The sequence below is a fragment of the Clostridioides sp. ES-S-0006-03 genome (genome assembly GCF_020662275.1).
Lineage (GTDB): Bacteria > Bacillota > Clostridia > Peptostreptococcales > Peptostreptococcaceae > Clostridioides.
The window spans coordinates 363481-389295 of the sequence record NZ_JADGMM010000001.1 but is presented as its reverse complement, the minus strand read 5'-3'; the positions used below and the strand labels follow the sequence as shown (position 1 = coordinate 389295).

Here is a 25815-nt window from a genome sequence, read left to right as displayed (position 1 = left end):
CTAAAATTGTATTTACTCTCACATTTATATTAAGCAATTAGCATGCCAACAAATTTAACTTTATGTAAAACTACTTTTGTTTAGAATTCTGATTTTTTTCACTACTAAAATTAAGTGTTTAAGTTATTTTTCTTACAAATCTATGTGCTTGTCTGAAAAAATAAAATTCTACAAAAAAATAATGTTAATTTTTCTTAACATTCGTTTTGAAAAATTAACATCACTTCAAAATAATTTATATGTAATTATGTCAAATATTTTTATTATACTTTTTCCATAGAGATGTTCTACTTATTCCAAGAACTTGTGCAACTTCATTTTTGGAAAGCCCCTGAGCAAAAAGCATGCTTATTATTTTTTCTTCAACATACTTATTTACTTCTTTTATATCTATACTTACCTTACCATCATTTATCTTACTTATATCTATGACTTTATCTGTAGTTTCCATACTTGCTGTTGTTTCAACATTAAATTCTTCTACACTAGAACTAGGTACTACTTCTTTAGCCTTAAAGTTTTGCTCTTTTCTTAATTTAATTTTCCCTGTCACAACATACTTTTGAGCTATTGTTTTTAGCTCTCTAACATTTCCAGGCCAACTATAATTATATAGCGCATTTATCTCATCCTTAGTTAGAGCAAAATTTTCATCTATACTGTTTATTCCATGTAAACCATCATCCTTTAAAACTTCATTTACAAAATTATTAAACAATGGTATTATATCTTCTCTTCTATCTCTTAAAGGAGGGATATTTATCTCTAAACTACTTAATCTATAAAATAAGTCAGCTCTAAATGTACCCATAACTATTTTTTCTGTTAAAGATTCATTGGTAGCTGCTATGATTCTAATATCCAAAGGTATTATGTAGTCAGAGCCAATTCTCATTATTTGTCGCTCCTCTATTACTCTTAATAGTTTTGTCTGAATATTAAATGAGACACTGTTTATTTCATCAAGAAAAAGAGTTCCTCCATGAGCAAGTTCAAATAACCCTCTTTTTCCACCTTTCCTAGCACCTGTAAATGCACCTTCTTCATATCCAAAAAGCTCACTTTCAAGTAAATTTTCTGCTATAGTAGCACAGTTTATAGCCACAAAAGGCCTGTCTTTTCTTTTGCTTATATTATGTATACTATGGGCTATAATTTCTTTACCAGACCCACTTTCTCCATAAAGTAGTGTTGTGTAATCACTTTTCCCAATTTTTTTAGCTTCTTCAATAAATTCCTTTGTTAATTTATCTTTAAATAAAAAATCATCAAAAGTATATCTAGCATATAGACCTTTTTGATTTAAATCAAACCTTATTTTTCTTTCTAAATTTTGTAGCTTAGTTATATCTTGTATTATTCCTAAAACTCCATAAGTGCTATCATCTACTTTTATTAATGTTGTTCTAGTATTAACAATCAAGTTGTTTATATTTCTTATCTTCCTATCTTCTACATCATCTTTCTCATGTAGACAATCTAATAGCCATCCCATTTTTGGAAATATATCTAGAATATATTTATTAAGCGCGCATTTTCTTTCTACTTTAAGCATGTTTTTTGCACTTTCATTGTACAAAATTATACTTCCATTACTATCTATAGCAATTACTCCATCTTTTATGCCATCTAATATATTTCTTAATACTTCATTATTAAATTTTTCCTCGCCTAATGTATCTAATAATTTCTTACAATACTCAACAGCTTCTCTTATAGATTCGTCACTGGCAGTTGCAAATACACTATCAATACCATATTGTCTCGCAAAAGAACACGCTAGACCTCCACCAACTATTACAACTTCATCTTTTTGGTCTATATACTTTACAACCTTACTTCTTATTTCGTATTTAGATTCAAACCATTCTTCAGTTATTTCAGTACTTATGACATTTCTCCAACCAACATAATCAAAAGAAACTTCATTATCTCCAAGTATTAATACTACTTTTTTAGAATATCGCTTTGCCATTTCTATTGCTCTTAGAAGGTCGGTTGATTTCATATTCATGGGTATTACAGGTACACTTACTGTGTCTATTACTAAACTATAACCTCCTCCTCTACCGATTATAGCTTGAGCACCTTTCTCAACAAGTATACGTCCTTGATTTTCCATTAAATCAAGATTAAGTATGTCGATTATTATAGTTCCATTTTCTACATCTTCTCTATATAATTCTTCTATTCTTTCTTTTAATTCAATATCAGAGGCTATAATTCCTATCTTCTTTTGCAATAAAATCACCTCAATTTTAAATTATAGTATATACTGATTTCTACCTGCTTTTTTTGATTTATATAGGTTTTTGTCTGCATCTTCAATTAATATCTCGACATCTTTTCTACTACGACATCTTTTTATACTTACTCCAGCACTTATAGTCACATAGTTTTCTACTTTAGAGTATATATGTTCAATTCCTTCAAATTCAAGAAGTTTAAAAATTCTTTTAATATATATTTCTATCTTATCAATCTCTTCAACATTTATTGATTTTATAGAATCTACTAGTATTAAGATTTCCTCTCCTCCATATCTAATTATGTGTTCAGTAATATCTATAAATACATTTTTTATAATGTCAGTTACTTTAATTATAACTTTATCTCCTGCTGGATGACCATAGTTATCATTATAGCTTTTAAAATAATCTATATCAATCAATATTGCCATCATATTTTTATCTCTATCTTCATTGAATAAATTCAATTGTTGTTCTAAGTATCTTCTATTATATAGTCGAGTTAGTCCATCAGTTAGAATATCATTTTCCAATTTCTTATTATTATCTACAAGTAATCTTAAACTTTCTTGTTTTTGTCTTAATTCATATTGTTTATGAATACCTTGTGATGTTTTATAAGAATTGTTTTTTTCCCACTTATCTGAATACCAATCCATACTTTTATAATATTCAATTGCTAGTTTGAACTCTTTTTTCAATTCATATCCTTTTGCTATTAGGCCATAAAATATCGACAGTTTTTTAGGATTTAATGAACTTTTTTTAACTAAGTTTAAACCTTTCAAATAATATCTTATTCCTTCATCTACATTGTTAAATTTTATATATAAATCTCCATATAACTTATAAATATAATCTAATTTAGAATTATATATAAAAACATCTCCAAAACTTTTATATATGTTTTTTGATAAAATCAAATATGCATTTACTCTTTCAAAATTACAAGTATCTTTCTTTAACTCTATTTCGGCTGAATATAAAAATATGAATGAGTACAAATAATCTTTATATACGCCTTCAACAACATCCATCAGTTCTATAGTTTTTTCTAAAACAACTTCTGCTTCTTTATTCATATCTTCTTTTAAATATGCCCATATAAGGTCTATTTTTATTGCTACTCTTTCAGTTGAACATACTGAATTATTATTATGTGCAACATCTAGTGCATTTTTTATATACTTTATGGCTTCTCTGTTATTCCCACTTTCTAAATAACAAAGGCTTATTATACATTTGCAAAAAGCTTCTATAGAATATAGATTATTTTCCTGGGCTAATCTTAGACATTCAATCAAATACTCCATACTTTTTATAAAGTTGTTAAATAAGTATAGATATACCCTACCAAATATATAATTTGCTCTACTTACAAGAACTTTATTTTTTAATTTTTTAAAAAAGGATACTTCCTCTACTAATAGTACTACTTCAGATTTAGTTTTATATAGTGCACTTATTTCTACACATAAACTCATATTAAACAAAACCAATAATTCATTCAAACGTTGTTGTTTTATAATTTTTTTGGCTAAAAAATAAAAATGATTTGCTTTATCGTATTTTTTTATAGAAATAGCAGATAGAGTAAGATAAATATAAATCTTAGATATTATATCTGCATCATCTTTTAGTGATAATTGTTTAATATCTTTTAGTGAAACTATCAAATAATTATACGATGCTTCTCTATCTTTTTTTACATAGTTTATTAGACTAATTAAATATAAAATATAGACTCTATCTTTAGCATCTATTTTTGTATTTAAAAGGTCTTTGTGATAATCCAAGATGTAGTTTAAATCGGTCAAATTCAGATAGAACTTAGTCAACATATCATATTCTATCTTTTTTATATTTCTCTTTAAATCTTCTATTAAACTCCCTTTCAAGTAAATCACCAATCCTATTTCAAGAGTTAAAAATTCTTAAAATCATAATAATGCAAACATCTATTTCTTCCAGTTTGTTTTGCTTTGTATAAGGCTTTATCCGCATTTTCAATTATTTCACTTATATCTATACTACTATTTTTACAAGTATCAATACCAATACTAATCGTCAAATCATCATTTAAGAATTTTTTTACAACCTTACATAACTTTTTTCCAAATACTTTGCTTTTTCTATAATCTTTGCATATAGACAATATTAAAAATTCCTCTCCTCCATACCTTATAACAGACATGTCCTCTTTTAAATATTTTTTTATTATCATAGTTATATTTTTAAGAGCAATATCTCCATTATAATGACCATGAGTGTCATTGTATTCCTTAAAATAATCTACATCTATCATAAATGCAGAACTGTACTCACTAATCTCTTGTTTTTCTAAGAAATTATTTAAATATGCTCTATTATAAGCATTTGTCAAAGGGTCGATGTATTTTTTCTTATCTAAATCGAGTTTTATTTTTTTCATATTATTTATTTCTTTTTCGATATGTTCATGTCTATAATTTAAGGAGTCTATATAATTTCTATTCCTAGCTTTCATATACATCTGTTTTAACTCATAGTACATTTTAAAGTATCTCATACTCATTTCATAATCTTGTATCTTCTCAAAACACATGTGTATAGTTTTATATGCTTCTTTCACATAATTATAATTTTTAGCTTCTTTAGCCTTTTCAAGAAGTTTTTTGCTTGTAATCAAGGACTTTTCATAATCTTCAAATATATAATATATATTAATCTGATGATAAATCACTTCTAAATCATATATTATATACTCTTCTACATTATTTATGTTATTTAATAAACTTTTAGCCCGATTTAAATAACAAGTTGATTTCTCAAATGATTTTTCATTACTTTCTGCATAGTACATAGCTAGATTTATACATAAGTCTAATTTTTCTACTTCTTTTAAATCTTGATTCTTAAATTTTTCCAAATATACTTCAGATTTTGCTAAATTATTTATAGCACCTGAATAGTCTTTAGTTTTTATTAATAATTTAGTTATGTTATTTGATGCTCTATACTTTTGAATTATATTTACGTTTGTATATTTCTTATTCTTTATTACTTCATTAAAGTATCCTCTTGCTCCTTCATAATTTTCAAATGAACATTCACATTCCCCTAGCTTTATATCGCATAGTGAGCATACTTCTATATCTTTTGATAACTCTGCATATTTTCTTGCTTTTAAGAAATTCATTTTAGCAATTAATGCATCATCTAAAAACAAAAAATATATCTTACCAATTATAAAAAAATATATTTTTTTACAATTAAAATCATTAGTTTCTTTTACTTTTATATATAAGTCTTCTATTTCCTTAATTATTATAGAAGAATCAATACATTTACTTGCTTTAATATAAATCAATTGAGATTCAAAGATAATTTCTTCCACTAAAAAATTGCTCCCCTTACAAATAAGATTAAATTTATCTATATATAGATCTGCTCTATTTACATCTTCATTCTTTAAACTTAAAATGGCTATTTGTGAATAAAATCGTGCTAAAAACACATAATCTTTAGGTAAGTATTGTTCAATATATTTACAGGAAATCAAAATATACTTTTTCATTTTTTCACTAAATCCTTGAATACCATACAGTAAAGCTAGCAAAAAATTTAATTTTAATAACATTAAACTACTTTGTTCAGTTTTGTAGGAATTAATTGAATTGTTAATTTCATCAATTCTTTTTTCAAAAAAGTTATCATTATTTAATAGTTTTTCATTCAAGGTCAGCTTAAACATTGAATCTAAAATTATACTATCTATATCTTCCAAATATTTATTATATATTGTAACCCACCTCCGACTTTCATTATCTCATAAATTTAGTAATTTTCCATACTATTTTTAAAAAAAGTCGGTGTCTTAATTTAGAAATTTCTCCTAAATTAAGACATAAATTACACTAAACTATACAATTTTCTATTTGAATTATATAATCTTGACAATTTTCGCAAATTATCACACTTACAATGTAACTATTATCAACTTTATTTGCTCTTGATAATTTATTAAAAGACATCCCTTTATAATCACTAGATATATTACTTATTACATATTTTCCATCCTTACTAAAAATATAAAAATGATATTCTAAAAACGGAAAGAATTTTTTCTTTTCTTTTACACCCTCCAAGCATAATGGGCATGCTTCTTGATAGTATTCTATATCAAAATCAACATCTTCTGATTCATTAAGTATCTCAATTATTTTTGGAATGCTTATTTCTTGAATTGGACTTTCTTCATCATTTATTAAAGCACTGCAATTATCTTCTTTTAATAAATATTCCTTGTCTTCATATATAAACTTGTACAAACTCATATTATATCCTCCTAATAATTATTAATCTCCCAAGTTATTCTACCACTTAAACATTCTTAATAAAAGTAATTGTTATATAATTTTATAATATTTCTTATTAAGTAAGTTATATACATATATTGTATACATATAATTTACTTAATTATCTTAAAACCCAACTTTACGTTTTGAACATCCAGTTTTTCAAAACCTATTGTCAAAATTCACTTTACCTATTAATATAAGTATATGAATACAGAGATTGGATATAGATGTAACACACTTAACTATTTTATAAGATACGATTTAGTATCAAATTTTATATATTGTATAGGGGGAGATACAGATGTATAAAGATAAAAGTGATGAATGTATACACTTAATGACTGCATATATTGATAGCATAAGTGGATATTATTCATTTATAGACACACAATTAGATGACTTTATGGTGAAGTATGGTGAAAACATTGTTGATTCAAATTTACATAGCATAATGATGTTGCTTTGTAAATGGGGATTAGCCTAACATTTCGAGCAACTTTTTTGTATATTGTATTCTATATTATTTATTCATTGATAAAAAAGAAATTGACATAAATTTAAAGGCTATATATAGATTAAAAAAATCTATATATGGCCTTTTTGAATTTTAATAAATATCCTATATATATACTATATCAACAAAAACAATTTAAGTTTATTTATCTAATATGCTATAATTTACTTACCTACAATAATAAAAATATCTAATATGTATTATTCAGTTTAACTAATCACAATATCATCTCTTCATTTACAATTAAGATATTTTCAATATAGTAATACTCAATTTTAATATAATGAAAAGGAGAATTTGATATGAACTATAATGAATTATTAGAATCTGCTAGAGATAACTTTAATGGAAAATGTAAAGTCTGTAAGATTTGTAATGGATTAGCTTGTGCTGGAAATGTTCCTGGCATGGGAGGAAAAGGAAGTGGCTCTTCTTTTATAGAAAATAGAAGAAGCTTGGAAAGAGTAAAAATAAATATGAGAGTAATACATAATGTTTCAAATCCAGATACTACTATCGAGTTATTTGGTAAAAAAATGAGTGCTCCTATATTTGCTGCACCTGTATCAGGTACTATGTTAAATATGGGTGGTAAGATTTCTGAAAAAGAATACATAGAACCTGTTGTTAGAGGTTGCTCTAACTCTGGAATCTATGCCATGGTTGGAGATACCAATGTAGATACTTTTTTATTGGATAATTTAGACGTTTTAAAAGATAATGCTGGAGATGGAATTGTATTTATAAAGCCTTGGAAAAATTCAAAGATAATAGAAAAAATTAGATTATCTGAAGAGGCTGGTGCTTTTGCAGTTGGTGTAGACCTTGATGCTTGTGGATTAATTAATAATCAGCTTCAAGAAAATCCTTTTTCACCTAAGACAGTTGAAGAGATTAGAGAGTTGGTTGAAGCGACTAAATTGCCTTTTATAATAAAAGGGATTATGACTGTGGATGATGCTTTGATGGCTGTAGAGTCTGGAGCTAGTGCTATTGTTGTTTCAAATCATGGTGGAAGAGTGCTTGATTACACGCCTGGTACTTGTGAGGTGCTTCCAGATATAGCTAAGGTTGTAAAAGGAAAGATAACTATACTTGCTGATGGTGGTGTTAGAACTGGTGTTGATGTGGTTAAGATGTTAGGTTTGGGTGCTGATGCTGTTTTGATGGGAAGACCTTTTGTTACTGCTTCTTTTGGTGGAGGTCTTGATGGTGTTGAGTTTTTTATAGATAAGGTTAGGAATGAGTTATGTGAGACTATGATTTTGACTGGTTGTCAAGAGGTTAAGGATATTGATGGTAGGGTTATATGGAAGTGATTGTAAAATAGTTTTATAGCATATATATTTAAATAGTATATTATTTCACATGTAAAAATAGTGTCTCATTTAAATTAAAAAATTACATTGAGACACTATTTAATATGTTTTTTAGATTTTAATCCTATGAAAGAGTAGGGTCAGTTAGTCTACCCAACTTATCCCAAGTAGCTGGTCCAACTACTCCATCTGCAGATAAACCGTATTTTTTTTGGAAACGTACAATTGTATTATATGTATCGCTTCCAAAAACACTATCTATACTTAAACCATAACCAAGTAAAGATAACATAATTTGTGCAGCTTTAACTTCTTTTCCACTATCATCTTTACGTATAACTTTTGTTGTACTTATAGTCAGATATTCATTACCCATAATTGTTATAGTTTTAGCATCTATGTTATAAGAAACAGTATAACGTGCATAAACACCTTTACTATTATCATCATTCATTAGATTAGCCGATTCTGGAACAAATATCTCATCATCTGGCTTAGGTTCTATATTTGCATCTTCACAATTCTGTTTATGTTCATCTCTTATTTCTTGTGGCGCATTTTCATATGTATATATGTATCCAGAAAGAGTAAAAGAATCTATATTTTTCTCTGAAACAACTTCCTTACTTCCTCCTTTACCTGTGTCAGCAAATGCTACACTTGTAAAAGTAAGCATTAAACAACACATAATCGCTAATGTTTTTTTTGATTTTTTTAACATAAAATCCTCCTTGTAATTATTTTATTAATTGATTGTAATCTTTTATATTCATTTCTATTATGTCATAGTCTCTAGGTATTTTACCTTGTAATTTGCATTTATCTTCATAAAATTTTCTAATTTTACTTGGCGCATCTTTATAATAAATATCTATAATTTTATCAGTCTTCTTATTCAATAAAAATTCATTAATCTTGTTATTCATTCCATTATTACTCTCATCAATTTTAATCTGAGCATCAACTTCAATAAAAGATGTTATCGAAGTCATAAATACCAAAATAGCAATTAGTATTCCACTTCTACCTTTCTTCTTAACAATACTATTTAGTCTTTTTTCTAAATTTGTCTTACTAAACTCTGTTGTCAAAATTCCACTCTGATAATTTTTACTTAACTTAATTGACTTTATAAGTGCTAATGCATATTCTTTCTTCTCTTTTAAAGAACAGTCATTCAAAACACTTTCATCACAACATAATTCACAATCGATATTTACTCTATTGCTCATTATATAAACAAGTGGATTAAACCAATATATTATTTTCACAAATAACACTGCAAACTTTATTAAAAGATCTTTGTTTTTAAAGTGCATCAATTCATGTCTTAAAATCCAATTTAACTCATCCTTACTATAAGGATAATCTGGTAAAAATATGTACGATTTAAATAATCCCATACCTGCTGGACTTATCAGTTCATCAGAACCTCTTAATTCAATTTTCTTTCTTATTTTTAATTCTTTCAGTAAATCCTTATACATACAGTTAACATCATCATCTTCTATATCATAAGATACATCAACAACAAGATTTTTAAATTTTGTATATTTTACAAAAGTATATACTGCAATAACTATAGCGACAAATATCCATAAACAAGCTAAATACAACATAAAATTATTATCTGTAGGAACAGTGATTTCTGTAATATTATTTCCTACTACATTATTACTTTTTGATTCTTTTACTTCATACACTATTGTATAATTAAAAAGAAAAAGCAACATTCTAAAGACTATTACTAACCAAATATAATAATTGAACTTTTTACTAAAATTCTTAAATAAATATCTTTTCAAAAATAATAATAGACAAATACCAAGACTACATACAATAGTTGTCTGTATAAGATTTTCAAAAACTTGTATCATATAACTATTCATCCTTTAAATTATCAAAGTAATTTTCTAGAAAATCCAGCTTATTTTTATCTATAGCTTCATCCTCATGTAAAGCTGAAATTAAACTTACCAAAGAATCATTATGTATATTACTTAGGAAATCCTTTGTCTCAAAGTTTAAGTATTCCTGTTGCTTAACCACTATTGTGTAATGTGTATATCTATCTATTTTTTGAGCATATAAGAATTCTTTTTTTACTAGTCTTGATAAAAGTGTCAGTGTTGTGGTTTGTTTCCATCCATATTCTTGCTCCATTGCTTCAATAACATCTTTTGATGTCACTGTAGCATCTACTCTCCAAATAAATTTCATTACTTTTAGTTCTGCTTGTGGTATTTTTTTTATCATGATTTACACCTCCCCCAAAACTCTTTCTAACATAATTCTACAACAAGAGAATTTTTTAGTCAAATACTTTATGAAAAAATTGTGAATTTTTACATTTTATGTTAATTTTCTAATCTTTTTTAAAATATTATAAGTTAGATTTAATAATACAATTCATTAAATTTTTTATTATATTATTAATAACGACAATATATTAATATTTTTTATCTTGAGTAGTACCTAATTATGAATATTCTTTTTTACATGCAAAGAACATTATAATACTTTTTGGGGAAATAAACTAGACTAATCTTTAAATCGCTTTTGATATTAAATTTTTATGTATATTTTTTAAAAAGCTTTTGTTTCAAAGCTAAAATACTTTCTTTGTTTTATTACCACACTATAGTGTAAGTCAATTTATGCATAAATAAATTCTATCTCAATAGAGTCTTATATGCAAGAGAATTAAAGCAAACCTTTTCATCCAATTTTTACCATATAAGTTTTTTAAAATTCTTCTTTTTTCATATCCTATCGTTTCCTAAAGCTTTTTCTAGCCTAAGTCAATAATAGGCACCTTTTAACAAACAACCACATAGAAGTATTTCCATATAATTTATGCATTCGTTTTATTTTTTTAAGCAAAATTTATTTCATAATTTAAAATCTTTTTTATTTTCTCATAATAATATTGAATAATGGATTATATTCTAGTATTATATAGGTGTAGAATAAAACTAAATCGGCAAAACTAGAGAAATTTAGTGACGCAAAGCTATAGGGACTAAGACTTATAAAGTATCTTATGAGTTATGTCAGCCAGTTGCCAAAAAGATATTTTCTTTTTGTTTTTATGAAAGTTTTTTAGGGGGATGTAAAATGTTTATAGAGAAAATAGATACGTGTACACATGTATTAACTGCTTATATTAGTAGTTCACATGATTATTGTAATTTTATAGATACACAGCTAGATGATTTTATGCTAGAGTACGGAGAAAATGTAGTAGAATCATATTTATATCAAGTGATGGTCTTGGTAAATAAGTATAATTAGATAGATTTTATTTTCTAGAAAATCCTTTTTAGTTTTATCTACTTTTAAATAATCTTATAATAAATGATACGAATTTAATTCAAATATATTTCTTTTTTGTATTATAATCGTTATGGTTTTATTTTTTATAAAATCCAATAGGATAAAAATACAAAATAATATCAAAAACAAAAAAAGAAACTACAATCTATTGCTCTAGAGTGAATTTTCATAATCAATCATAGTAAGTTATTTTTTATAACACTCAATTTTTATATCAAGCTAAAAATCGCTCTTTCACAGAGTGACTTTTTACTTTTTGAGAAATAATATATATTTCTTAAGAAAGAATAAATGTATATAAATCTAGCTCTTAAAATAACACTCTAAATAAAAATTCCCTCATTTCTCCAGTTCATTTCTTATTAATAGATTGACTGTAGAATATAAAACTATAAATATTTTCAAGAATATATAAAATAATTTGCCACCAAATTACAACTTACTAGTAGCAATATGGTGACAAATCAAACTTTTGTTATATTCTATATATTGGAAACACTAGTTTTTTTATTTTTTAATCAATTTCTGACTTAAATGGAGTGTCATCAGCTTTTGCTATTCTGTATTCTTTATCAGTTATATAACCAAGTTCATGCATTTTGTACAACACAGTCAACTGTCTCTTTTTAGCCTCTCCATGGTCAATATACCTCGCAGGATTATTGGTCATCCCCGCAAGCATAGCACACTCAGCTAGGTTTAACTCTCCAACTTTTTTACCAAAATACACTTCAGCTCCTTTTGCAGCTCCATATGCATTTTTTCCTAGGTACATATTATTTAGATACGCTTCAAGGATTTCATCTTTACTCATAATCTTATTCATCTGCTTTGCATTATACATATCCCTTATTTTTCTCTTCATAGTTTTATCATCACTTGTAAGCAGATTTTTTGAAACTTGCATATCTATAGTACTTCCACCTTGTGTTGTGTCTGTAAACACATTATTAAGTACTGACCTAGCTAAAGAAATAACATCTACTCCTTTATGCTTATAAAATCTCTCATCTTCTATTGAAACTATAGCCTGTTTTAAGTCCTTTGGCATTTGTTTTATACTGACAACCTCACTACTTATATATTTAGACTTAATTAATTTTTTAGTGACTTCAGGTGAACCTTTTATAGCTGAAACTGTAAAAATTGCACCTGCCACTGAAAATATAATAAGTGCCACTAACATAACAGATAATAATGCTCTAGCTATTTTAATTCTCTTTTGCTTTCTTCTTTTTTTGCTTTTTAATTTTCTATCTCTTTGCTTGTACTCAACTCTTCGTCTATCTCTCTGACTATAATCTGTATTTAAAGGTCTTACATTATCTCTTGTAAAACTATCTCTTTTTATAATATTTTGTGAATCTACCTTTTCACTCATTCTTTTACTAGAGGCTGTCTGAGAATTTTTATTTTTTTTACTTGTTGAAGTATAAGAATGTTTAGATTTTTTATTACTATCTTTATTATTACTAACTTTTTTACGTCTTATTTTATTATTATCATCATCATTGTAATAACCCATTTTAGTCTCCCTTCTTTATATAAGGTACATTATACATTGTTCCACAAAATAAATCAAAGAACAAAATTGTAAGTTTAAGGGTCAATTTTATAAAGGATATTTTCACTAATTTTCTCTATATTTGCGATTAATATTCATCTTTTATTTTTAAAAATAGCTTTGCAGTTGCTAAAGTGTCACTATCAGCTCTATGAGCATTTATATTCTCTATATTATAATAAGCACAAGCTGTTTCAAGCTTCTTATTTTTTCCTTTATAACTTTTACATTTTTTTAATAATTCTAGTGTACATATATAATTATTTATTGGCTCTAAATCCAACTTTCTAAGATAGTAATTTAAAAACTTTAAATCAAATTTTGCATTATGTGCAATTATAGTTCTATCACCTATGTATTTTCTAAATCTAGGTAAAACCAACTCTAAAGACTCCTCTTTTTCTACCATTTCATTACTTATGTGTGTCAATTCCGTTATAAATGAAGAGATTATACCCTTAGGTTTTATTAACCTTGAATAGTTTTTTACAATTTCGTCATTTTTTATTTCTGTTACACCTATCTCTATTATTTCACAACCTTTATATGGATCTAATCCTGTAGTTTCTAAATCTACAACTACATATTCTCTCATGTCTCTTCTCCTTATTATCAAATGGATATATTTATATTCTATATTTATGCAATATACTAATCAATACTTAATTTTATATGATATATGAAATTTTTACAAATTTTACTAAATATACAGCAGATATTCCATTATAAATAAAGATTATTTTACTATAATAATTAAATTTTTATCTTATTATCATTTAATCTATTTTGATAAACATCATTATTTAATTTTTTATTGCTTAATTCTTTAAAATCTAAACTTTTACATTGTTCATCATTTTCCCATATTCCTGCCTGCTTATTTCCATCACTTTTATATAATACACCTTTGCCATTTTTCTTATTATCTAAGAAATAACCTTTATATATATCATTATTTGGATAAGTTAATTTTCCTAGACCATTTTTAAAACCATCTTTAAATTCCCCTGTATATATTGAACCATCTTTATAAGTATATTTACCTATTCCATGCATCTTATCATCTTTCCATAACCCTTCATACCTTTCCTTACTTGAAAAAATATATGTTCCAAATCCATTTTTCTTCCCATCAATAAACTCTCCTTTATATAAGTCTCCATTATCATATTTGAATACTTTTTCTCCCTTTAATTTCTTATCAATATTCTTATTTTTATCGCTATTTCTATCTTGTGTATATGTTTTTTCTCTCCTTGTCTCAATTAAATCTCTATCATAACGAAAACCTTTTTTTGACTTATTTTTTATACTAGTTTTTTTCTTATTAATAAAAACTCTAGCTAATTGAATAAATATAAATGCAGATGATAAACATATAAACACACATACTATTGTTCTAAAATAACTAGTTATATTTTCCATAAAAATCACCCTTTTACTATAAAAATTTATTTAAAATACCTAATATAATATATATTTTTATTAGTTGGCATTTATACTTTTAAGACTATATATTAAGTAAATCTCACTTTAAAAGAATCTCTCTTAAAATAAACTAAGTACAATAAACACAGATAATTAATAGATACGTATGAAATATCCTTGAATACTTCATATAAATATTTCTATACAAAGAAATAAAAAAGATGAACCCCAAAAAACAGAGTTCATCTTTTAATAAAAAAATATCTATTTAATAGTAATTAAAAGAAAATACCTATTTACTATTAAAAATATTTTTTAATTTATTTTATCTATTCTTTTATAAGAACTTTTACAACTTCTGATATATACATAGTATGATAATCTTTCTTTGGATACCACTTTTCATCATTTTCTTTAGCATCAAAGTTTTCTGGTGGCATTGTATCATGATATAATTTTTTACAAACCATAATCATATTAGCTTCTTCAAAGGCTACTGTATCATCTATAAAATATGGTGTAAGTCCTGCTTTTTCTACTTTATTTGTATCTCTACCAGAAATAGTACCACAAATATTTAAAGCTTCTCTGTATTTTTCATCAAAAAATGCAATTGTAAATGTGTCATTATTATCTACAAACTCTTTTGTATATCTCTGTGGTCTTATGTAAGTTGTTACAACATTTTTACTCCAATACACTCCAACACCACCCCAGCTTGCAGTCATTGTGTTAAATTTAGCTGAGTTTCCTGCTGTTATAAGTAACCACTCTTTACCAATTTTAGTGAATGGATTAAACTGTAGTTCTTCAATTTTTACTTCTTTAAATCCCATAACATCATCCTACCCTTCATCTTTTAATAAATAAGTCATTTGTTAAAAATTTAAATATATGCACTTTTATAATACAGCTTTCAAGATTATTTTCCATATTCATGTAAATTATAATACAACAAATCAATTACTTTCGCAAGAAGTAGTTTTTATATTTTTTAATCATAAAATGTCAATAAAATATATTAATTATAAAATATATAATACATTTATTAAATTTAGAATACTATAATATTAAAAATGTAGAAAGTATATACACTTTCTACACTTATTACTATTTTATATATTTTTATAGTAGTTTAGTTCCATTTAAATCTAGTTTTGTTCAAAAACTATCATAATCACCAAATTTTGTTCTATTAATTGTAACTTTTTATACTTTATTAATAACATTTAAGTTATTATTCTTATCAATATATATTTTCTCACTATCTAAATCTTCATCAAACATCTTTATTATATTTTCTATTTCGTTTTTGTATTCATCTTCATGTACTCTATAAAGCATTAAATCTTCTAATAAATCTTTTATATCAAAATACACATCTTCTAATAAATAAAAATATCCATCTTCTATATTCTTTAATTTATCTATAGTATCCAATTTTTTATCTATATCTTTTATAACTTCTATGTTTTGTATGTTTATATTTATAATTGTCAATAAGTACATTCTCACAGTTTTTATTATCTCAATAGAAAAATCTACAATATCATAATTTCCTTCTTTTTTATAAAGTGATTCTTTAAATTTATCAAAACAATCATTTAAATCTGGATTTATGTTATTAAATGGAGGTCTTATTATATCTAGCATTATTAAAAGATTTTGTATATCTACATTATTTGTAATTGCCTCATCCAAAATAAATAAATTATATGCATCATTTAATGGGTCATGTGCATCTCCACTAAACTCTAAGTTAGCAAATTCAAGTAAATTTTTTAGTGATATATAGTTCATACATTTTATACCACACTCTATATATTTCTCTTTTATATCCACAAATAACTCTCTAATGTTGTTTACGAACCTTGGATGATTGTTTTTTTTAGAACTTCTCATATCAGTGTTATTGAAACATGTTAAATCTAAATTACCAAAAGTATATATTCCTTCAATCTCAGAAAATATGCCTAACCACTTTTTAAACTTTCTCATGACCTCTTCATAGCTTGGTGCATACTTTAATTCTTCTGAAGATATATGAGTCAACTCTTGTATATGAGGATACAACTGGGCATTACTTACTGGCTTTATTAAAGATTTAAACTTATCAATATTTTTTGTCTTTTCATCATACATAACTGCTCCAATTGCAATTATATCTGAATTTAATATATCTCTCTTTGATTTAGAATTTGGCATATTCATCTCAAAATCTATATATACTCTCTTCAATATAAACACCCTTTCCAATTGTTTATAGTGATTCTTTTAATTACTTTTATTCATAATTTTCTAAGAAAGAATGTTTCTCCCCATCTTTTTGCCACCCTAGTACCGAATCAAGATTTACGTTTTCTGCTGCTTTAAATATGGATTTTTCTACATTTTTAAAATTTGGCTCTAAACTTTTTATTAAATCTTTTATTTCATATCTTTTATTTCCAGTTTTTTTAGCAGCAACCATGCACGCACAATTTAAAGGCCATATACCACTATTTTGGATAAATCTTATAATGTGTTCTTCTCTTATATAGTAAAGTGGTCTTATAATTTTTATTCCTTCAAAATTAGTAGAATTAAGCTTAGGAAGCATAGTTTTAAAATTTCCTGCACACAACAAATTAAGCATAGTTGTTTCTATTACATCATCATAATGATGACCTAATGCAAGTTTATTACACCCCAATTCTTCTGCTTTTGAATATAATGCTCCTCTTCTCATTCTTGCACACATATAACATGGATAATCTTTTGCAATTTCATCAGCTATTTCAAATATTCTTGAATCAAATAAATGTATTGGAATATTTAAATACTCACAATTATCTATAAGTAATTGCCTTATATTTGCATGATATCCAGGGTCCATAGCAATAAATTCAACATCAAAATTAACTTGTCCATGTCTCTTTAATTCTTGAAACATTTTAGCCATAAGAATACTATCTTTTCCTCCAGATATTGCTACAGCTATTTTATCCCCTTCTTCAACTAGTTTATAATCTCTTATTGCCTTTATAAACTTAGACCATAAATGTTTTCTATATTTTTTTATAATACTTTTTTCTATATCCCTTAGTGAAAGTCTTTCCTCAAAAGGAACTATAATTTCACAGCCTTTTCCTGATAGCTCACTCATTTAATCACCTCGTATATTTATGTTAATAATATTTTACAAAAAAGTCTACATACTTCTATAAAATACTATAGTTTTACTTTAATTTTAATAAATACTTTATAGTTTACAATAACACATAAACTTATAATAACATAAATAAAGCCTTTCTTTTATTATCTTTTTTATTTTTCTCATTTAATATTTTATTATGAGTAACGATTTTTAAATGTATGAATATTATACACTAGATAGACTTACCTATCTATTTACAACAAGGAGGTTTTCATCTTGGAAAATAAAACTAGAGATATTAAAAAAAATTGTGGTTCATCTTTGGCTAGACCATATATTAATAATCAAATTTTCACAGAAATGTACTGCCTTTCTGATGCATTAAAATTTGGAACTATATTTCCAGAACTAAATTTATTAGAATCTGAAATGTACAACAAAGAATTATATGCTAAGCCAAAAAAATTAAGAGGAGGTAGAAGATAATGAAAGATTCATCTAGAGCTGAACTTATGAGAAAAATTCAGGAAACATCTTTTGCATGTGTTGATATGAACTTATATTTAGACACTCATCCTGATGATAAAAATGCTATCAACACTTACAATTCATTATGTAACCAATTTGCACAGGCTAGATATGCTTACGAAAATAAATATGGTCCTTTAACTAACTTTGGGTATGCTCCAAGTAGATGCCCTTGGCAATGGGCTGAGCAACCTTGGCCTTGGGACAGAGAATTTAATTATTAGACATCAAGTATTGGAGGATTGAAAATTCATGTGGATATATCAAAAAACTTTACAACACCCAGTTAATATAAAAACTTGTGACCCAAGAATGGCTAAGTTTCTTATAACTCAATTTGGAGGACCAAATGGAGAGCTTGCTGCATCTTTAAGATATTTAAGTCAAAGATATACAATGCCTACTGGTAATATGCGTGCACTTTTAACAGATATTGGTACAGAAGAACTAGCTCACGTTGAGCTTATATGTACTATGGTTTATCAGTTAACTTCTGATGTAAGCCCAGAAGAATTAAAAGCTGCTGGTCTTGGCTCAAACTATGCACAAAATGGATATGGAATTTATCCAACAGATTCAAATGGGGTTCCATTTGATGTAAGACCTATCGCAGTTATGTCAAATCCTGTAACTGATTTACATGAAGATATGGCTGCTGAACAAAAAGCACTTGCAACATATTATCAACTTATAAACTTAACAGATGATGTTGATGTTATAAACGTACTAAAATTCTTAGGTCAAAGAGAAATAATTCACTATCAAAGATTTGGTGAAGCTTTAATGGATGCTTATGAATTAGAGGAATGTCAAAAAATATTCTAAAATTCTTCTTTATATATAAAACTACAATTATTTACTAATTTACTAACTTACTTTTTCGCTTAAATTAGCTTAAAAATATAAAAAACTATAAAGAACTGTCCATTTTCTATACGCAGATAGAACAAATAAACAACAAAAAGCAGGTACTGAATCAACAGTAATAATAGATAGTAATCTACAATACTATTGACACCATACCTGCTTTTATTTTATAAGCAATAAAGAAATATCTATTTATAAAGTTTTATCATTAAATTTAAATGATTATAAAACTCTTCTTGCATTTACATATCTACTTGAATAGTAACTACTATTTATATTAGATATTGTTACCTTTTTTGATGAACCTGAAGATGCGTGTATCATCTCTCCATTTCCCATATATATTCCAACATGACTTACAGAGCCATTATTTGAACCTTGTGTATCAAAGAATATTAAATCTCCGCTTCTAAGGTCTCCTCTATTTACATATGCTCCATACTTACTTTGGTCTCTAGATACTCTTGGTATACTAACTCCAGCAGATTTTTTCATAACGTATTGTGTGAATCCAGAACAGTCAAAACTATTTGGACCTTCTGCTCCCCATACATATGGTTTTCCAAGTAGTGTCTTTGCAAAGCCTATTACACTATCAGCTCCCTGACTTGGAGAATTAGTTGAATCGGATGGAGTTGAAGTATCAACAGAACCTTTTTCTGCAAGATATTGACTTGATACATATCCTGTTTGGTCATCATGATTTACTTTTGTCCATCCACCATCTTCTGAGATACTTCCAACTTCAGTACCATAACTTAACGTAGCCACTTTAGAGTGTCCTGTTCCTGGTCCTGTTCTAAGGTTTAATGATTTTGCTGTTACAACTTTTGTATCCTTTACAATATCACTTGAACTGCTTCCATCATTTCCATTTGCAGAATCACTTAAGTTAGTTCCTAAGTATTTACTTGAAACATAACCAACTCTACCATTAGAACTTATTTTTGACCATCCATTTGATTCAGATATGTATCCAACTTCAGTACCATATCCCAAAGTAGATATTTTAGAACTTCCTGTACTTGGACCTGTTCTAAAATTTAATCCCTTTGCTGTAACAACTTTTGTTGATTTTACTGAAACATCATTACTTTCATTACTATTTCCTAGGCTATTTATTGATAAATATTTTTCATGTACATAACCTGTATTCCCATTATATTTAACTTTTACCCAAGAACCATCTTTTCCTATGTACTCAACTTTATCACCTTTGTAGAACTTTCCTATAGATGCATTATTTGTACCTGGTCCTTTTCTAAAATTTACTGCATTCCCTGTTATTGTTCTACTTTCTACAGTTGAACTTTCTATTTCAGACTCATTAGCATATGCTAAATTCCCCATTGTAGGCATTATTATCGCTGTGGCCATTATACTGGCTGCTACTCTCTTTTGATTAAAATTCATAACTTTCCACTCATCTCCTCTTTTCTAGTAGATTTATTTTTTATTTCTAACATAAAAGAAATAATTGACACTATTTTTAAATATCAATTATTTCTTTTATATTAATATTATTACAAATTTGTAACTATTTGTCTATAGTAATAATTCTATACCATAAATTACCATAAATATTTTTTAATCGTAGAGAGGTTAAAACTCAGTTATATAGCCAAACTATATCTTATTAAACAATTTTATATTTTTTAACTTTTTTGTAACTTTTATAACCCTGTTGAACCAAATCCACCTTTTCCTCTTTCGGAATCACTTAATTCTTTAACTTCTTCTATATTAATCTCATATATAGGTTTTACTACCATTTGAGCAATCTTCATATGTTTTTCAACTTTAAAATCATTTTTTCCATGATTTATTAATATGATTTTAAGCTCTCCTCTATATCCCTCATCAATAGTTCCTGGTGTATTTAACACAGTAATTGAATGTTTTAAAGCAAGTCCACTTCTAGGTCTTACTTGCGCTTCTGTCATAACAGGAAGTTCTATACATATTCCAGTTTTAATAAGTTTAGTCTCTCCAGAAGGTATTACAACCTCCTCTATAGAATACAAATCCATACCAGCATCACCTTTGTGAGCAAAATTAGGTATTATAGCGTCGTCATTTAATTTTTTTACTTTTAAATTGTACATTTTTTATCTCCTTTCAATTTCCTATAAATATTATAACTTAAATTTCAGCCTCTTGAAGTTTTTTATTTTTTTGTGGTAATATAATTATTAGTGTTTTAAAGGAGGATTTTTTATGAAACTTGTACTTGCTGAGAAACCATCTGTTGCAAAAACTATAGCATCGTTTTTAGGTGCAAAGACTAGACAAGATGGTTACTTTGAAGGAAATGACTATATAATTACTTATGCAGTTGGACACTTAGTATCATTATATGATATGAAAGATTATGATAAAGATAAGTATTCTGGCTCTTGGAAAATGAATAACTTTCCATTTGTGCCTGAAAATAAGTTTAAATTCAAAATTGATAGTTCTAAAACCAAACAATTCAATACTGTAAAAAAACTTTTAAACAGAAAAGATGTGGAATATGTAATAAATGCCACTGATAATGACAGAGAGGGAGAACTTATAGCATTTTTAATATTTTTACTTGCAAAAAATAAGAAACCAGTAAAAAGAATTTTGGTAAATGAATGGACTCCAGAAGACATTACGAGAGGTATAAAAAACTTAAAAGATGAAGATGAAATGAGAAATCTTCAAGCTGCTGGATATACAAGACTTATTACTGATTGGTTAATTGGAATAAACTTCACTTCCGTTGCTACATTAAAATATGGAAATGGAAAATTATTAAATATAGGTAGAGTAATTCTTCCAACAGTCAAATTAGTCTATGATAGGGATATGGAAATACTGAATTTTGTTCCCAAAACTTATTATGAAGTAGAAGGTCATTTTAAAGCTGAAAATGGTGAATATAAAGGTAAATATATTAAAGGTAAAGAAAGTAAATTTGACACACTTGAAGATGCAAATAAAATCATAGCTTCAATTACATCTCAAACTGGTAAAATACTAGATAAAAAAGTTACTATGTCAAAAGAGTATGCACCAAAACTTTTTAGTTTAACATCACTTCAAGGATATATAACTTCTAAGTACTCTAATTTTACCTCTGATAAAGTTTTAAATGTATGTCAATCTCTTTATGAGGGTAATGGTAAAGGTGGGTATATAACTTATCCAAGAACCGATTCTATTTTTTTAGAAGAAAGTTTAACTTCAAAGGCTTCTCAAACTTTAGAAAAATTAAAAGTCGGTCTTGAATATGAAAATAAAATTAAATTCTCCAAAACAAAAAGGGTCTTTGATTCATCCAAAGTAGATTCACATAGTGCTATAATTCCTACTTACATAATACCAAAAAATTTATCTAAAGATGAACAATTGGTTTATGATGCTATAAAAGATAGATTTGTAGCAAATTTTATGCCTCCTGCTGAATATGAGAATACAGAAATTAAGACTAAAGTAGATGATTGCACTTTTTTAACAAAAGGAAAAGTACTTAAATCAAAGGGATACCTTGAGGTGTATAATAAGGAAGAAAAAAACGATTTACTTCCATTTGTAAACAAGGATGATATTGTTGATGTCTTAGAGATAAAGCCATTAACCAAACAAACAACACCACCTAAATCATATACTGAAGATACACTTTTAAAAGCTATGAAAAATTGTGGTAAAAATGTACCTGAAGAAGACACAACTGTACTTTCAGGGTATTCAATAGGAACATCAGCCACACGTGCTGATGTACTAAAAAAAATAAGTCAAGTGGGCTATGTAAAGAAAAAAGGCAAATCTTACTTTATAACAGACCTTGGAAAAAATTTAGTTGAAATTTTTCCTGTTAAGGACTTATTTGATGTAGATTACACTGGTAAACTTGAAAAAAGTTTAAGTGATATTCAAAAAGGTAAATACACTAGAAAAGAATATCTTACTCATATTATTAGTTTTATATATCAAAATGTTAATATTATAAAACAGGATGCTTCAAAAAATATAAATACAGAGGCTTATACTTTTGATTCAAAAACTAAAAAATTTACTAAGGTAAAAGCAAAGGATTCAAAAAATAGTTCCAAAAAAAGTTTAACTGATTCTGAAAAGGAAATTGCTGTATCAAAAGATACAGATATTAAAAAAGAAAATAAAACCAATAATGAAAATACGTCTCTTGGTAAATGTCCTATTTGTCAAGGTGATGTTCTTGAGTTTGATAAAGGATTTGCTTGTAAAAATCATAAAGAGTGTAAGTTCGTTATTTGGAAAAATGACAAATACTTAAGCCTCTACAAAAAGAAAGTTAATAAAACTATGGTCAAAAATATTTTAAAAAAAGGTGAGACAAAAGTAAAATCTTTAACTTCTAAAAATGGAAACAAGTTTGATGCTACATTAAAATATAATAAAAATCCAGATACTGGCTACTTCAACTGGAAAATAGAATTTGAGAATTAAATAATATTCATAAAAGCAGAAATAGCAGTAGTATAATATTAAATATATTATACTACTGCTATTTCTGCTTTGTGTAAAAATTTAACTTTATATAATAACTTCTCATATGTACATTTAAACTAATTTTTTTACTATTTCTGATAGTTTAAGTGTATGTTCATCTAATAAAGTTAGTTCCTCATCAGAAAGATTTGATAGTTTCTTTACTATAGACTCTTTAAGAATAGATTGTACAATATCAAATAATTCAAATGCTTTATCTGTCAATTCAACTCTAAGAACTCTTCTGTCTTTTGGGTCAGGAAATTTATTTACTAAATTATGCTCTACTAATCTATCAATAATTGGTGTCATATTTGATTTTAGTATTCCTAAATTAGAAGCTATTTGAGAAATTGATGATGAGTTTGATGTCATAAGATAAAGAATTACCTTTGCATGTGATGGAGCCATTGGACACTCTCCAAAATACTCTTTCATCATATCTGAGTTGTTTTGAAATTTTTTTAACAAATCGTTTTCTTTGAATATATTATTTTGAAGTACAAATAAAAAGTCTAAAAAAGAGTCTGCTATTTTAAGTATATTATCGTTATCCATATTTGTAACATCCCTTCAATAAATACTGTAATAAAATATTCATTACTTATTATAGTATAAATTATAAACTATTAATAAATTTAAAACAAGAAAAAGTTATTGACTCATAATAATTATAAATTTATAATCAAATTAGAGAATTATAAAATGCCAAAAAAGGGAAGTTTTTTAATTAGCCTAAAACTAAACTTAAATTATAAGACACTTTAAATTCTACAACAAGCTAGTGTAAAATATAATAGGAGGAGATATGAAAAGATATTTAGTAGTTTTTTTAATGTGTAGTTCACTGTTCTTAGTTGGATGTGGAAAAACAGATGAACCTGAACCAGAAAAACCTATAGCAGTCTCTGTTCAAAAGGCAGTAGGTGGAGAAATAGAAAATACAAATGCTTTCTCAGGAACTACAAAAGTTAAAGATGAGACATCAGTTACTGCTCAAACTGCTGGCACAGTTCAAGAAGTTTATGTGAAACTTGGCCAAAATGTAAGAAAAGGTGATGATTTATTGAGTATAACTAGTGAAGATTTAGAAAACAGTGTAAAACAGTCTAAAGCATCACTAGATTTAGCAAAAGCAAGTTATGCAAGTGCTACTGGGGGTGCATTAGAAGCTCAAGTGAATCAAGCAAAAACAGCTCTTGATAGCGCAAAACTTCAATATGATGAATCCCAAAGAAATTATGACAATAACAAGGTTCTTTATGAGCAGGAAGTAATTAGTTTAGACCAATTTAAAAAAATAGAAGTTGCTTTAGAACAATCAAAACAACAACTAGATTCTGCACAAAGAGCATACAATACAGCAACTTCAAAAAGTATACCTCAAGCTAAATCACTTGCTAAAAAACAACTTGACCAAGCTCAAGTATCATATAACTTAGCAATGAGTAACTTAGATAAGCTGACATTAAAAGCTCCAGTGGATGGAACAATCACAGCCAAAAACTTTGACTCAAAAGAGATGATAACACAATCACAACCAGCTTTTGTGATTTCTAATCCTAATATATTAGAAGTAGGCTTAAATGTAGCAGAAGCAGATATAGCTAAATTTAAAAAGGATGGTAATGTAGATGTTGTTATTGAAGACCAAAGAGTTTTAGGAAAGATAGATTATGTTCCTTCAGTAGTTGACCCTCAGACATCTTTATATCCTGTTAAAATACTTGTTACTAATACTAACAACAAATTTAAAGCAGGAATGTCTGCACAAGTAAACTTAAGCGTTGAAAAAGAAAATGGAGCTGTTACAGTACCTAAAAAAGCAATATTTGAAGAAAATGGAAAAAAATATGTATACATAGCAACTAAAGATAACATAGCAAAGAAAACATTAGTTCAAACTGGAATTGTAACAGAGGATAAAATAGCAATCAAAAGTGGTGTAAGTGAAAAAGATACAGTGGTTATTGGGGGGATAAGTCTTATTTCTGATGGAACTAAGATATTTCCTGTAGAAAAGGAGAAATAGTA

General features: G+C 26.6%; 24 protein-coding genes and 1 riboswitch. Of the genes, 8 read left to right on the top strand and 16 right to left on the bottom strand.

Features of this window, described 5'->3' with window-relative positions; genetic code table 11:
* Positions 1-250: 250 nt before the first annotated feature.
* From IR151_RS01645 to IR151_RS01630, 4 genes are all read right to left on the bottom strand, one after another.
* Entirely contained in the window at positions 251-2242 is a 1992-nt protein-coding gene (locus IR151_RS01645) for a sigma 54-interacting transcriptional regulator (protein ID WP_255621444.1), read from the bottom strand.
* Between the two features lie 21 nt (positions 2243-2263).
* Positions 2264-4090 (bottom strand): diguanylate cyclase domain-containing protein, encoded by a 1827-nt coding sequence (locus IR151_RS01640; RefSeq protein ID WP_413927128.1) that lies wholly within the window; start codon positions 4088-4090, stop codon positions 2264-2266.
* 83 nt (positions 4091-4173) lie between these two features.
* Positions 4174-5805, bottom strand: coding sequence for a GGDEF domain-containing protein (locus IR151_RS01635; protein WP_227432651.1), 1632 nt, complete (start codon positions 5803-5805; stop codon positions 4174-4176).
* 340 nt (positions 5806-6145) lie between these two features.
* On the bottom strand, positions 6146-6565 hold the full coding sequence (locus IR151_RS01630) for a DUF3785 domain-containing protein (protein ID WP_227432650.1): 420 nt from the start codon (positions 6563-6565) through the stop codon (positions 6146-6148).
* 325 nt (positions 6566-6890) lie between these two features.
* Here IR151_RS01630 and IR151_RS01625 point away from each other — a divergent pair, with 325 nt between their 5' ends.
* Positions 6891-7073 (top strand): hypothetical protein, encoded by a 183-nt coding sequence (locus IR151_RS01625; RefSeq protein ID WP_227432649.1) that lies wholly within the window; start codon positions 6891-6893, stop codon positions 7071-7073.
* Between the two features lie 332 nt (positions 7074-7405).
* Entirely contained in the window at positions 7406-8422 is a 1017-nt protein-coding gene (locus tag IR151_RS01620; protein WP_227432648.1) for an alpha-hydroxy-acid oxidizing protein, read from the top strand.
* Between the two features lie 124 nt (positions 8423-8546).
* Here the strand turns inward: IR151_RS01620 and IR151_RS01615 are convergent, their stop codons facing one another.
* From IR151_RS01615 to IR151_RS01605, 3 genes are read right to left on the bottom strand one after another with little or no spacing between them, the layout of a single operon-like run.
* Positions 8547-9143 carry a peptidoglycan-binding protein gene (locus tag IR151_RS01615; protein ID WP_227432647.1) on the bottom strand — a complete coding sequence of 199 codons (597 nt, stop codon included), beginning with the start codon at positions 9141-9143 and terminating at the stop codon, positions 8547-8549.
* A gap of 16 nt (positions 9144-9159) precedes the next feature.
* The gene (locus IR151_RS01610; protein ID WP_227432646.1) at positions 9160-10311 is read right to left on the bottom strand and encodes a M56 family metallopeptidase; all 1152 of its coding nucleotides are present in this window, start codon (positions 10309-10311) and stop codon (positions 9160-9162) included.
* Complete coding sequence (locus IR151_RS01605) at positions 10304-10678, bottom strand: BlaI/MecI/CopY family transcriptional regulator (RefSeq protein ID WP_255612849.1); 375 nt, start codon at positions 10676-10678, stop codon at positions 10304-10306. Before IR151_RS01605 ends, IR151_RS01610 begins: the two co-directional genes overlap by 8 nt.
* A 716-nt stretch (positions 10679-11394) precedes the next feature.
* Positions 11395-11491, top strand: a riboswitch (cyclic di-GMP riboswitch).
* Between the two features lie 48 nt (positions 11492-11539).
* Between IR151_RS01605 and IR151_RS01600 the strand changes: the two genes are divergently transcribed.
* Positions 11540-11716 carry a hypothetical protein gene (locus IR151_RS01600; protein ID WP_227432645.1) on the top strand — a complete coding sequence of 59 codons (177 nt, stop codon included), beginning with the start codon at positions 11540-11542 and terminating at the stop codon, positions 11714-11716.
* Positions 11717-12272: 556 nt separating this feature from the next.
* Here the strand turns inward: IR151_RS01600 and IR151_RS01595 are convergent.
* The 6 genes from IR151_RS01595 to IR151_RS01570 all read right to left on the bottom strand — a co-directional run bounded on the left by IR151_RS01595 (position 12273) and on the right by IR151_RS01570 (position 17895).
* Positions 12273-13283, bottom strand: a complete 1011-nt coding sequence (locus tag IR151_RS01595; protein WP_227432644.1) for a biosynthetic peptidoglycan transglycosylase — start codon at positions 13281-13283, stop codon at positions 12273-12275.
* Positions 13284-13410: 127 nt separating this feature from the next.
* On the bottom strand, positions 13411-13917 hold the full coding sequence (locus IR151_RS01590) for a PolC-type DNA polymerase III (protein ID WP_227432643.1): 507 nt from the start codon (positions 13915-13917) through the stop codon (positions 13411-13413).
* A 158-nt stretch (positions 13918-14075) separates the two neighbouring features.
* Complete coding sequence (locus tag IR151_RS01585) at positions 14076-14747, bottom strand: hypothetical protein (RefSeq protein ID WP_227432642.1); 672 nt, start codon at positions 14745-14747, stop codon at positions 14076-14078.
* 332 nt (positions 14748-15079) lie between these two features.
* Entirely contained in the window at positions 15080-15586 is a 507-nt protein-coding gene (locus tag IR151_RS01580; RefSeq protein ID WP_227432641.1) for a flavin reductase, read from the bottom strand.
* Between the two features lie 373 nt (positions 15587-15959).
* Positions 15960-16988: a 3'-5' exonuclease gene (locus IR151_RS01575; protein WP_255619340.1), complete on the bottom strand. Its 1029-nt coding sequence runs from the start codon at positions 16986-16988 to the stop codon at positions 15960-15962.
* Between the two features lie 46 nt (positions 16989-17034).
* Complete coding sequence (locus IR151_RS01570) at positions 17035-17895, bottom strand: tRNA 2-thiocytidine biosynthesis TtcA family protein (protein WP_227432639.1); 861 nt, start codon at positions 17893-17895, stop codon at positions 17035-17037.
* Between the two features lie 267 nt (positions 17896-18162).
* On the opposite strand from IR151_RS01570, the gene IR151_RS01565 reads away from it, so the two are divergent.
* Genes IR151_RS01565 through IR151_RS01555 form a run of 3 tightly spaced genes read left to right on the top strand, consistent with a single transcriptional unit; the run spans position 18163 to position 19239 of the window.
* Positions 18163-18372, top strand: coding sequence for a spore coat associated protein CotJA (locus tag IR151_RS01565; protein ID WP_227432638.1), 210 nt, complete (start codon positions 18163-18165; stop codon positions 18370-18372).
* Positions 18372-18638, top strand: a complete 267-nt coding sequence (locus IR151_RS01560; protein ID WP_021385274.1) for a spore coat protein CotJB — start codon at positions 18372-18374, stop codon at positions 18636-18638. The genes IR151_RS01565 and IR151_RS01560 overlap by 1 nt, the downstream gene beginning before the upstream one ends.
* Positions 18639-18666: 28 nt before the next feature.
* On the top strand, positions 18667-19239 hold the full coding sequence (locus IR151_RS01555) for a manganese catalase family protein (protein WP_227432637.1): 573 nt from the start codon (positions 18667-18669) through the stop codon (positions 19237-19239).
* A 264-nt stretch (positions 19240-19503) separates the two neighbouring features.
* Here the strand turns inward: IR151_RS01555 and IR151_RS01550 are convergent, their stop codons facing one another.
* Both IR151_RS01550 and dut read right to left on the bottom strand, forming a co-directional pair.
* Positions 19504-20694 (bottom strand): C40 family peptidase, encoded by a 1191-nt coding sequence (locus tag IR151_RS01550; RefSeq protein WP_227432636.1) that lies wholly within the window; start codon positions 20692-20694, stop codon positions 19504-19506.
* Between the two features lie 260 nt (positions 20695-20954).
* A complete protein-coding gene (gene dut / locus IR151_RS01545; protein WP_227432635.1) occupies positions 20955-21386 on the bottom strand; it encodes a dUTP diphosphatase in 432 nt (143 codons plus the stop codon).
* A 112-nt stretch (positions 21387-21498) separates the two neighbouring features.
* On the opposite strand from dut, the gene IR151_RS01540 reads away from it, so the two are divergent.
* Positions 21499-23739 (top strand): type IA DNA topoisomerase, encoded by a 2241-nt coding sequence (locus IR151_RS01540; protein WP_227432634.1) that lies wholly within the window; start codon positions 21499-21501, stop codon positions 23737-23739.
* A gap of 114 nt (positions 23740-23853) precedes the next feature.
* Here the strand turns inward: IR151_RS01540 and IR151_RS01535 are convergent, their stop codons facing one another.
* On the bottom strand, positions 23854-24339 hold the full coding sequence (locus IR151_RS01535; protein WP_227432633.1) for a MarR family winged helix-turn-helix transcriptional regulator: 486 nt from the start codon (positions 24337-24339) through the stop codon (positions 23854-23856).
* A 250-nt stretch (positions 24340-24589) separates the two neighbouring features.
* Here IR151_RS01535 and IR151_RS01530 point away from each other — a divergent pair, with 250 nt between their 5' ends.
* Positions 24590-25813, top strand: a complete 1224-nt coding sequence (locus IR151_RS01530; RefSeq protein WP_227432632.1) for an efflux RND transporter periplasmic adaptor subunit — start codon at positions 24590-24592, stop codon at positions 25811-25813.
* The last annotated feature ends 2 nt before the right edge of the window (positions 25814-25815 follow it).

Bases quoted from the DNA above. Each gene is read 5' to 3' on its own strand.
- IR151_RS01605 (WP_255612849.1), bottom strand. From the start codon at position 10,678: ATGATAAAAAAAATACCACAAGCAGAACTAAAAGTAATGAAATTTATT.
- IR151_RS01580 (WP_227432641.1), bottom strand. From the start codon at position 15,586: ATGGGATTTAAAGAAGTAAAAATTGAAGAACTACAGTTTAATCCATTC.
- IR151_RS01640 (WP_413927128.1), bottom strand. From the start codon at position 4,090: ATGTTGACTAAGTTCTATCTGAATTTGACCGATTTAAACTACATCTTG.
- IR151_RS01615 (WP_227432647.1), bottom strand. From the start codon at position 9,143: ATGTTAAAAAAATCAAAAAAAACATTAGCGATTATGTGTTGTTTAATG.
- IR151_RS01590 (WP_227432643.1), bottom strand. From the start codon at position 13,917: ATGAGAGAATATGTAGTTGTAGATTTAGAAACTACAGGATTAGATCCA.
- IR151_RS01560 (WP_021385274.1), top strand. From the start codon at position 18,372: ATGAAAGATTCATCTAGAGCTGAACTTATGAGAAAAATTCAGGAAACA.
- IR151_RS01530 (WP_227432632.1), top strand. From the start codon at position 24,590: ATGAAAAGATATTTAGTAGTTTTTTTAATGTGTAGTTCACTGTTCTTA.
- IR151_RS01550 (WP_227432636.1), bottom strand. From the start codon at position 20,694: ATGAATTTTAATCAAAAGAGAGTAGCAGCCAGTATAATGGCCACAGCG.
- dut (WP_227432635.1), bottom strand. From the start codon at position 21,386: ATGTACAATTTAAAAGTAAAAAAATTAAATGACGACGCTATAATACCT.
- IR151_RS01570 (WP_227432639.1), bottom strand. From the start codon at position 17,895: ATGAGTGAGCTATCAGGAAAAGGCTGTGAAATTATAGTTCCTTTTGAG.
- IR151_RS01635 (WP_227432651.1), bottom strand. From the start codon at position 5,805: ATGAAAAAGTATATTTTGATTTCCTGTAAATATATTGAACAATACTTA.
- IR151_RS01625 (WP_227432649.1), top strand. From the start codon at position 6,891: ATGTATAAAGATAAAAGTGATGAATGTATACACTTAATGACTGCATAT.
- IR151_RS01555 (WP_227432637.1), top strand. From the start codon at position 18,667: ATGTGGATATATCAAAAAACTTTACAACACCCAGTTAATATAAAAACT.
- IR151_RS01630 (WP_227432650.1), bottom strand. From the start codon at position 6,565: ATGAGTTTGTACAAGTTTATATATGAAGACAAGGAATATTTATTAAAA.
- IR151_RS01585 (WP_227432642.1), bottom strand. From the start codon at position 14,747: ATGGAAAATATAACTAGTTATTTTAGAACAATAGTATGTGTGTTTATA.
- IR151_RS01535 (WP_227432633.1), bottom strand. From the start codon at position 24,339: ATGGATAACGATAATATACTTAAAATAGCAGACTCTTTTTTAGACTTT.
- IR151_RS01600 (WP_227432645.1), top strand. From the start codon at position 11,540: ATGTTTATAGAGAAAATAGATACGTGTACACATGTATTAACTGCTTAT.
- IR151_RS01595 (WP_227432644.1), bottom strand. From the start codon at position 13,283: ATGGGTTATTACAATGATGATGATAATAATAAAATAAGACGTAAAAAA.
- IR151_RS01610 (WP_227432646.1), bottom strand. From the start codon at position 10,311: ATGAATAGTTATATGATACAAGTTTTTGAAAATCTTATACAGACAACT.
- IR151_RS01540 (WP_227432634.1), top strand. From the start codon at position 21,499: ATGAAACTTGTACTTGCTGAGAAACCATCTGTTGCAAAAACTATAGCA.
- IR151_RS01620 (WP_227432648.1), top strand. From the start codon at position 7,406: ATGAACTATAATGAATTATTAGAATCTGCTAGAGATAACTTTAATGGA.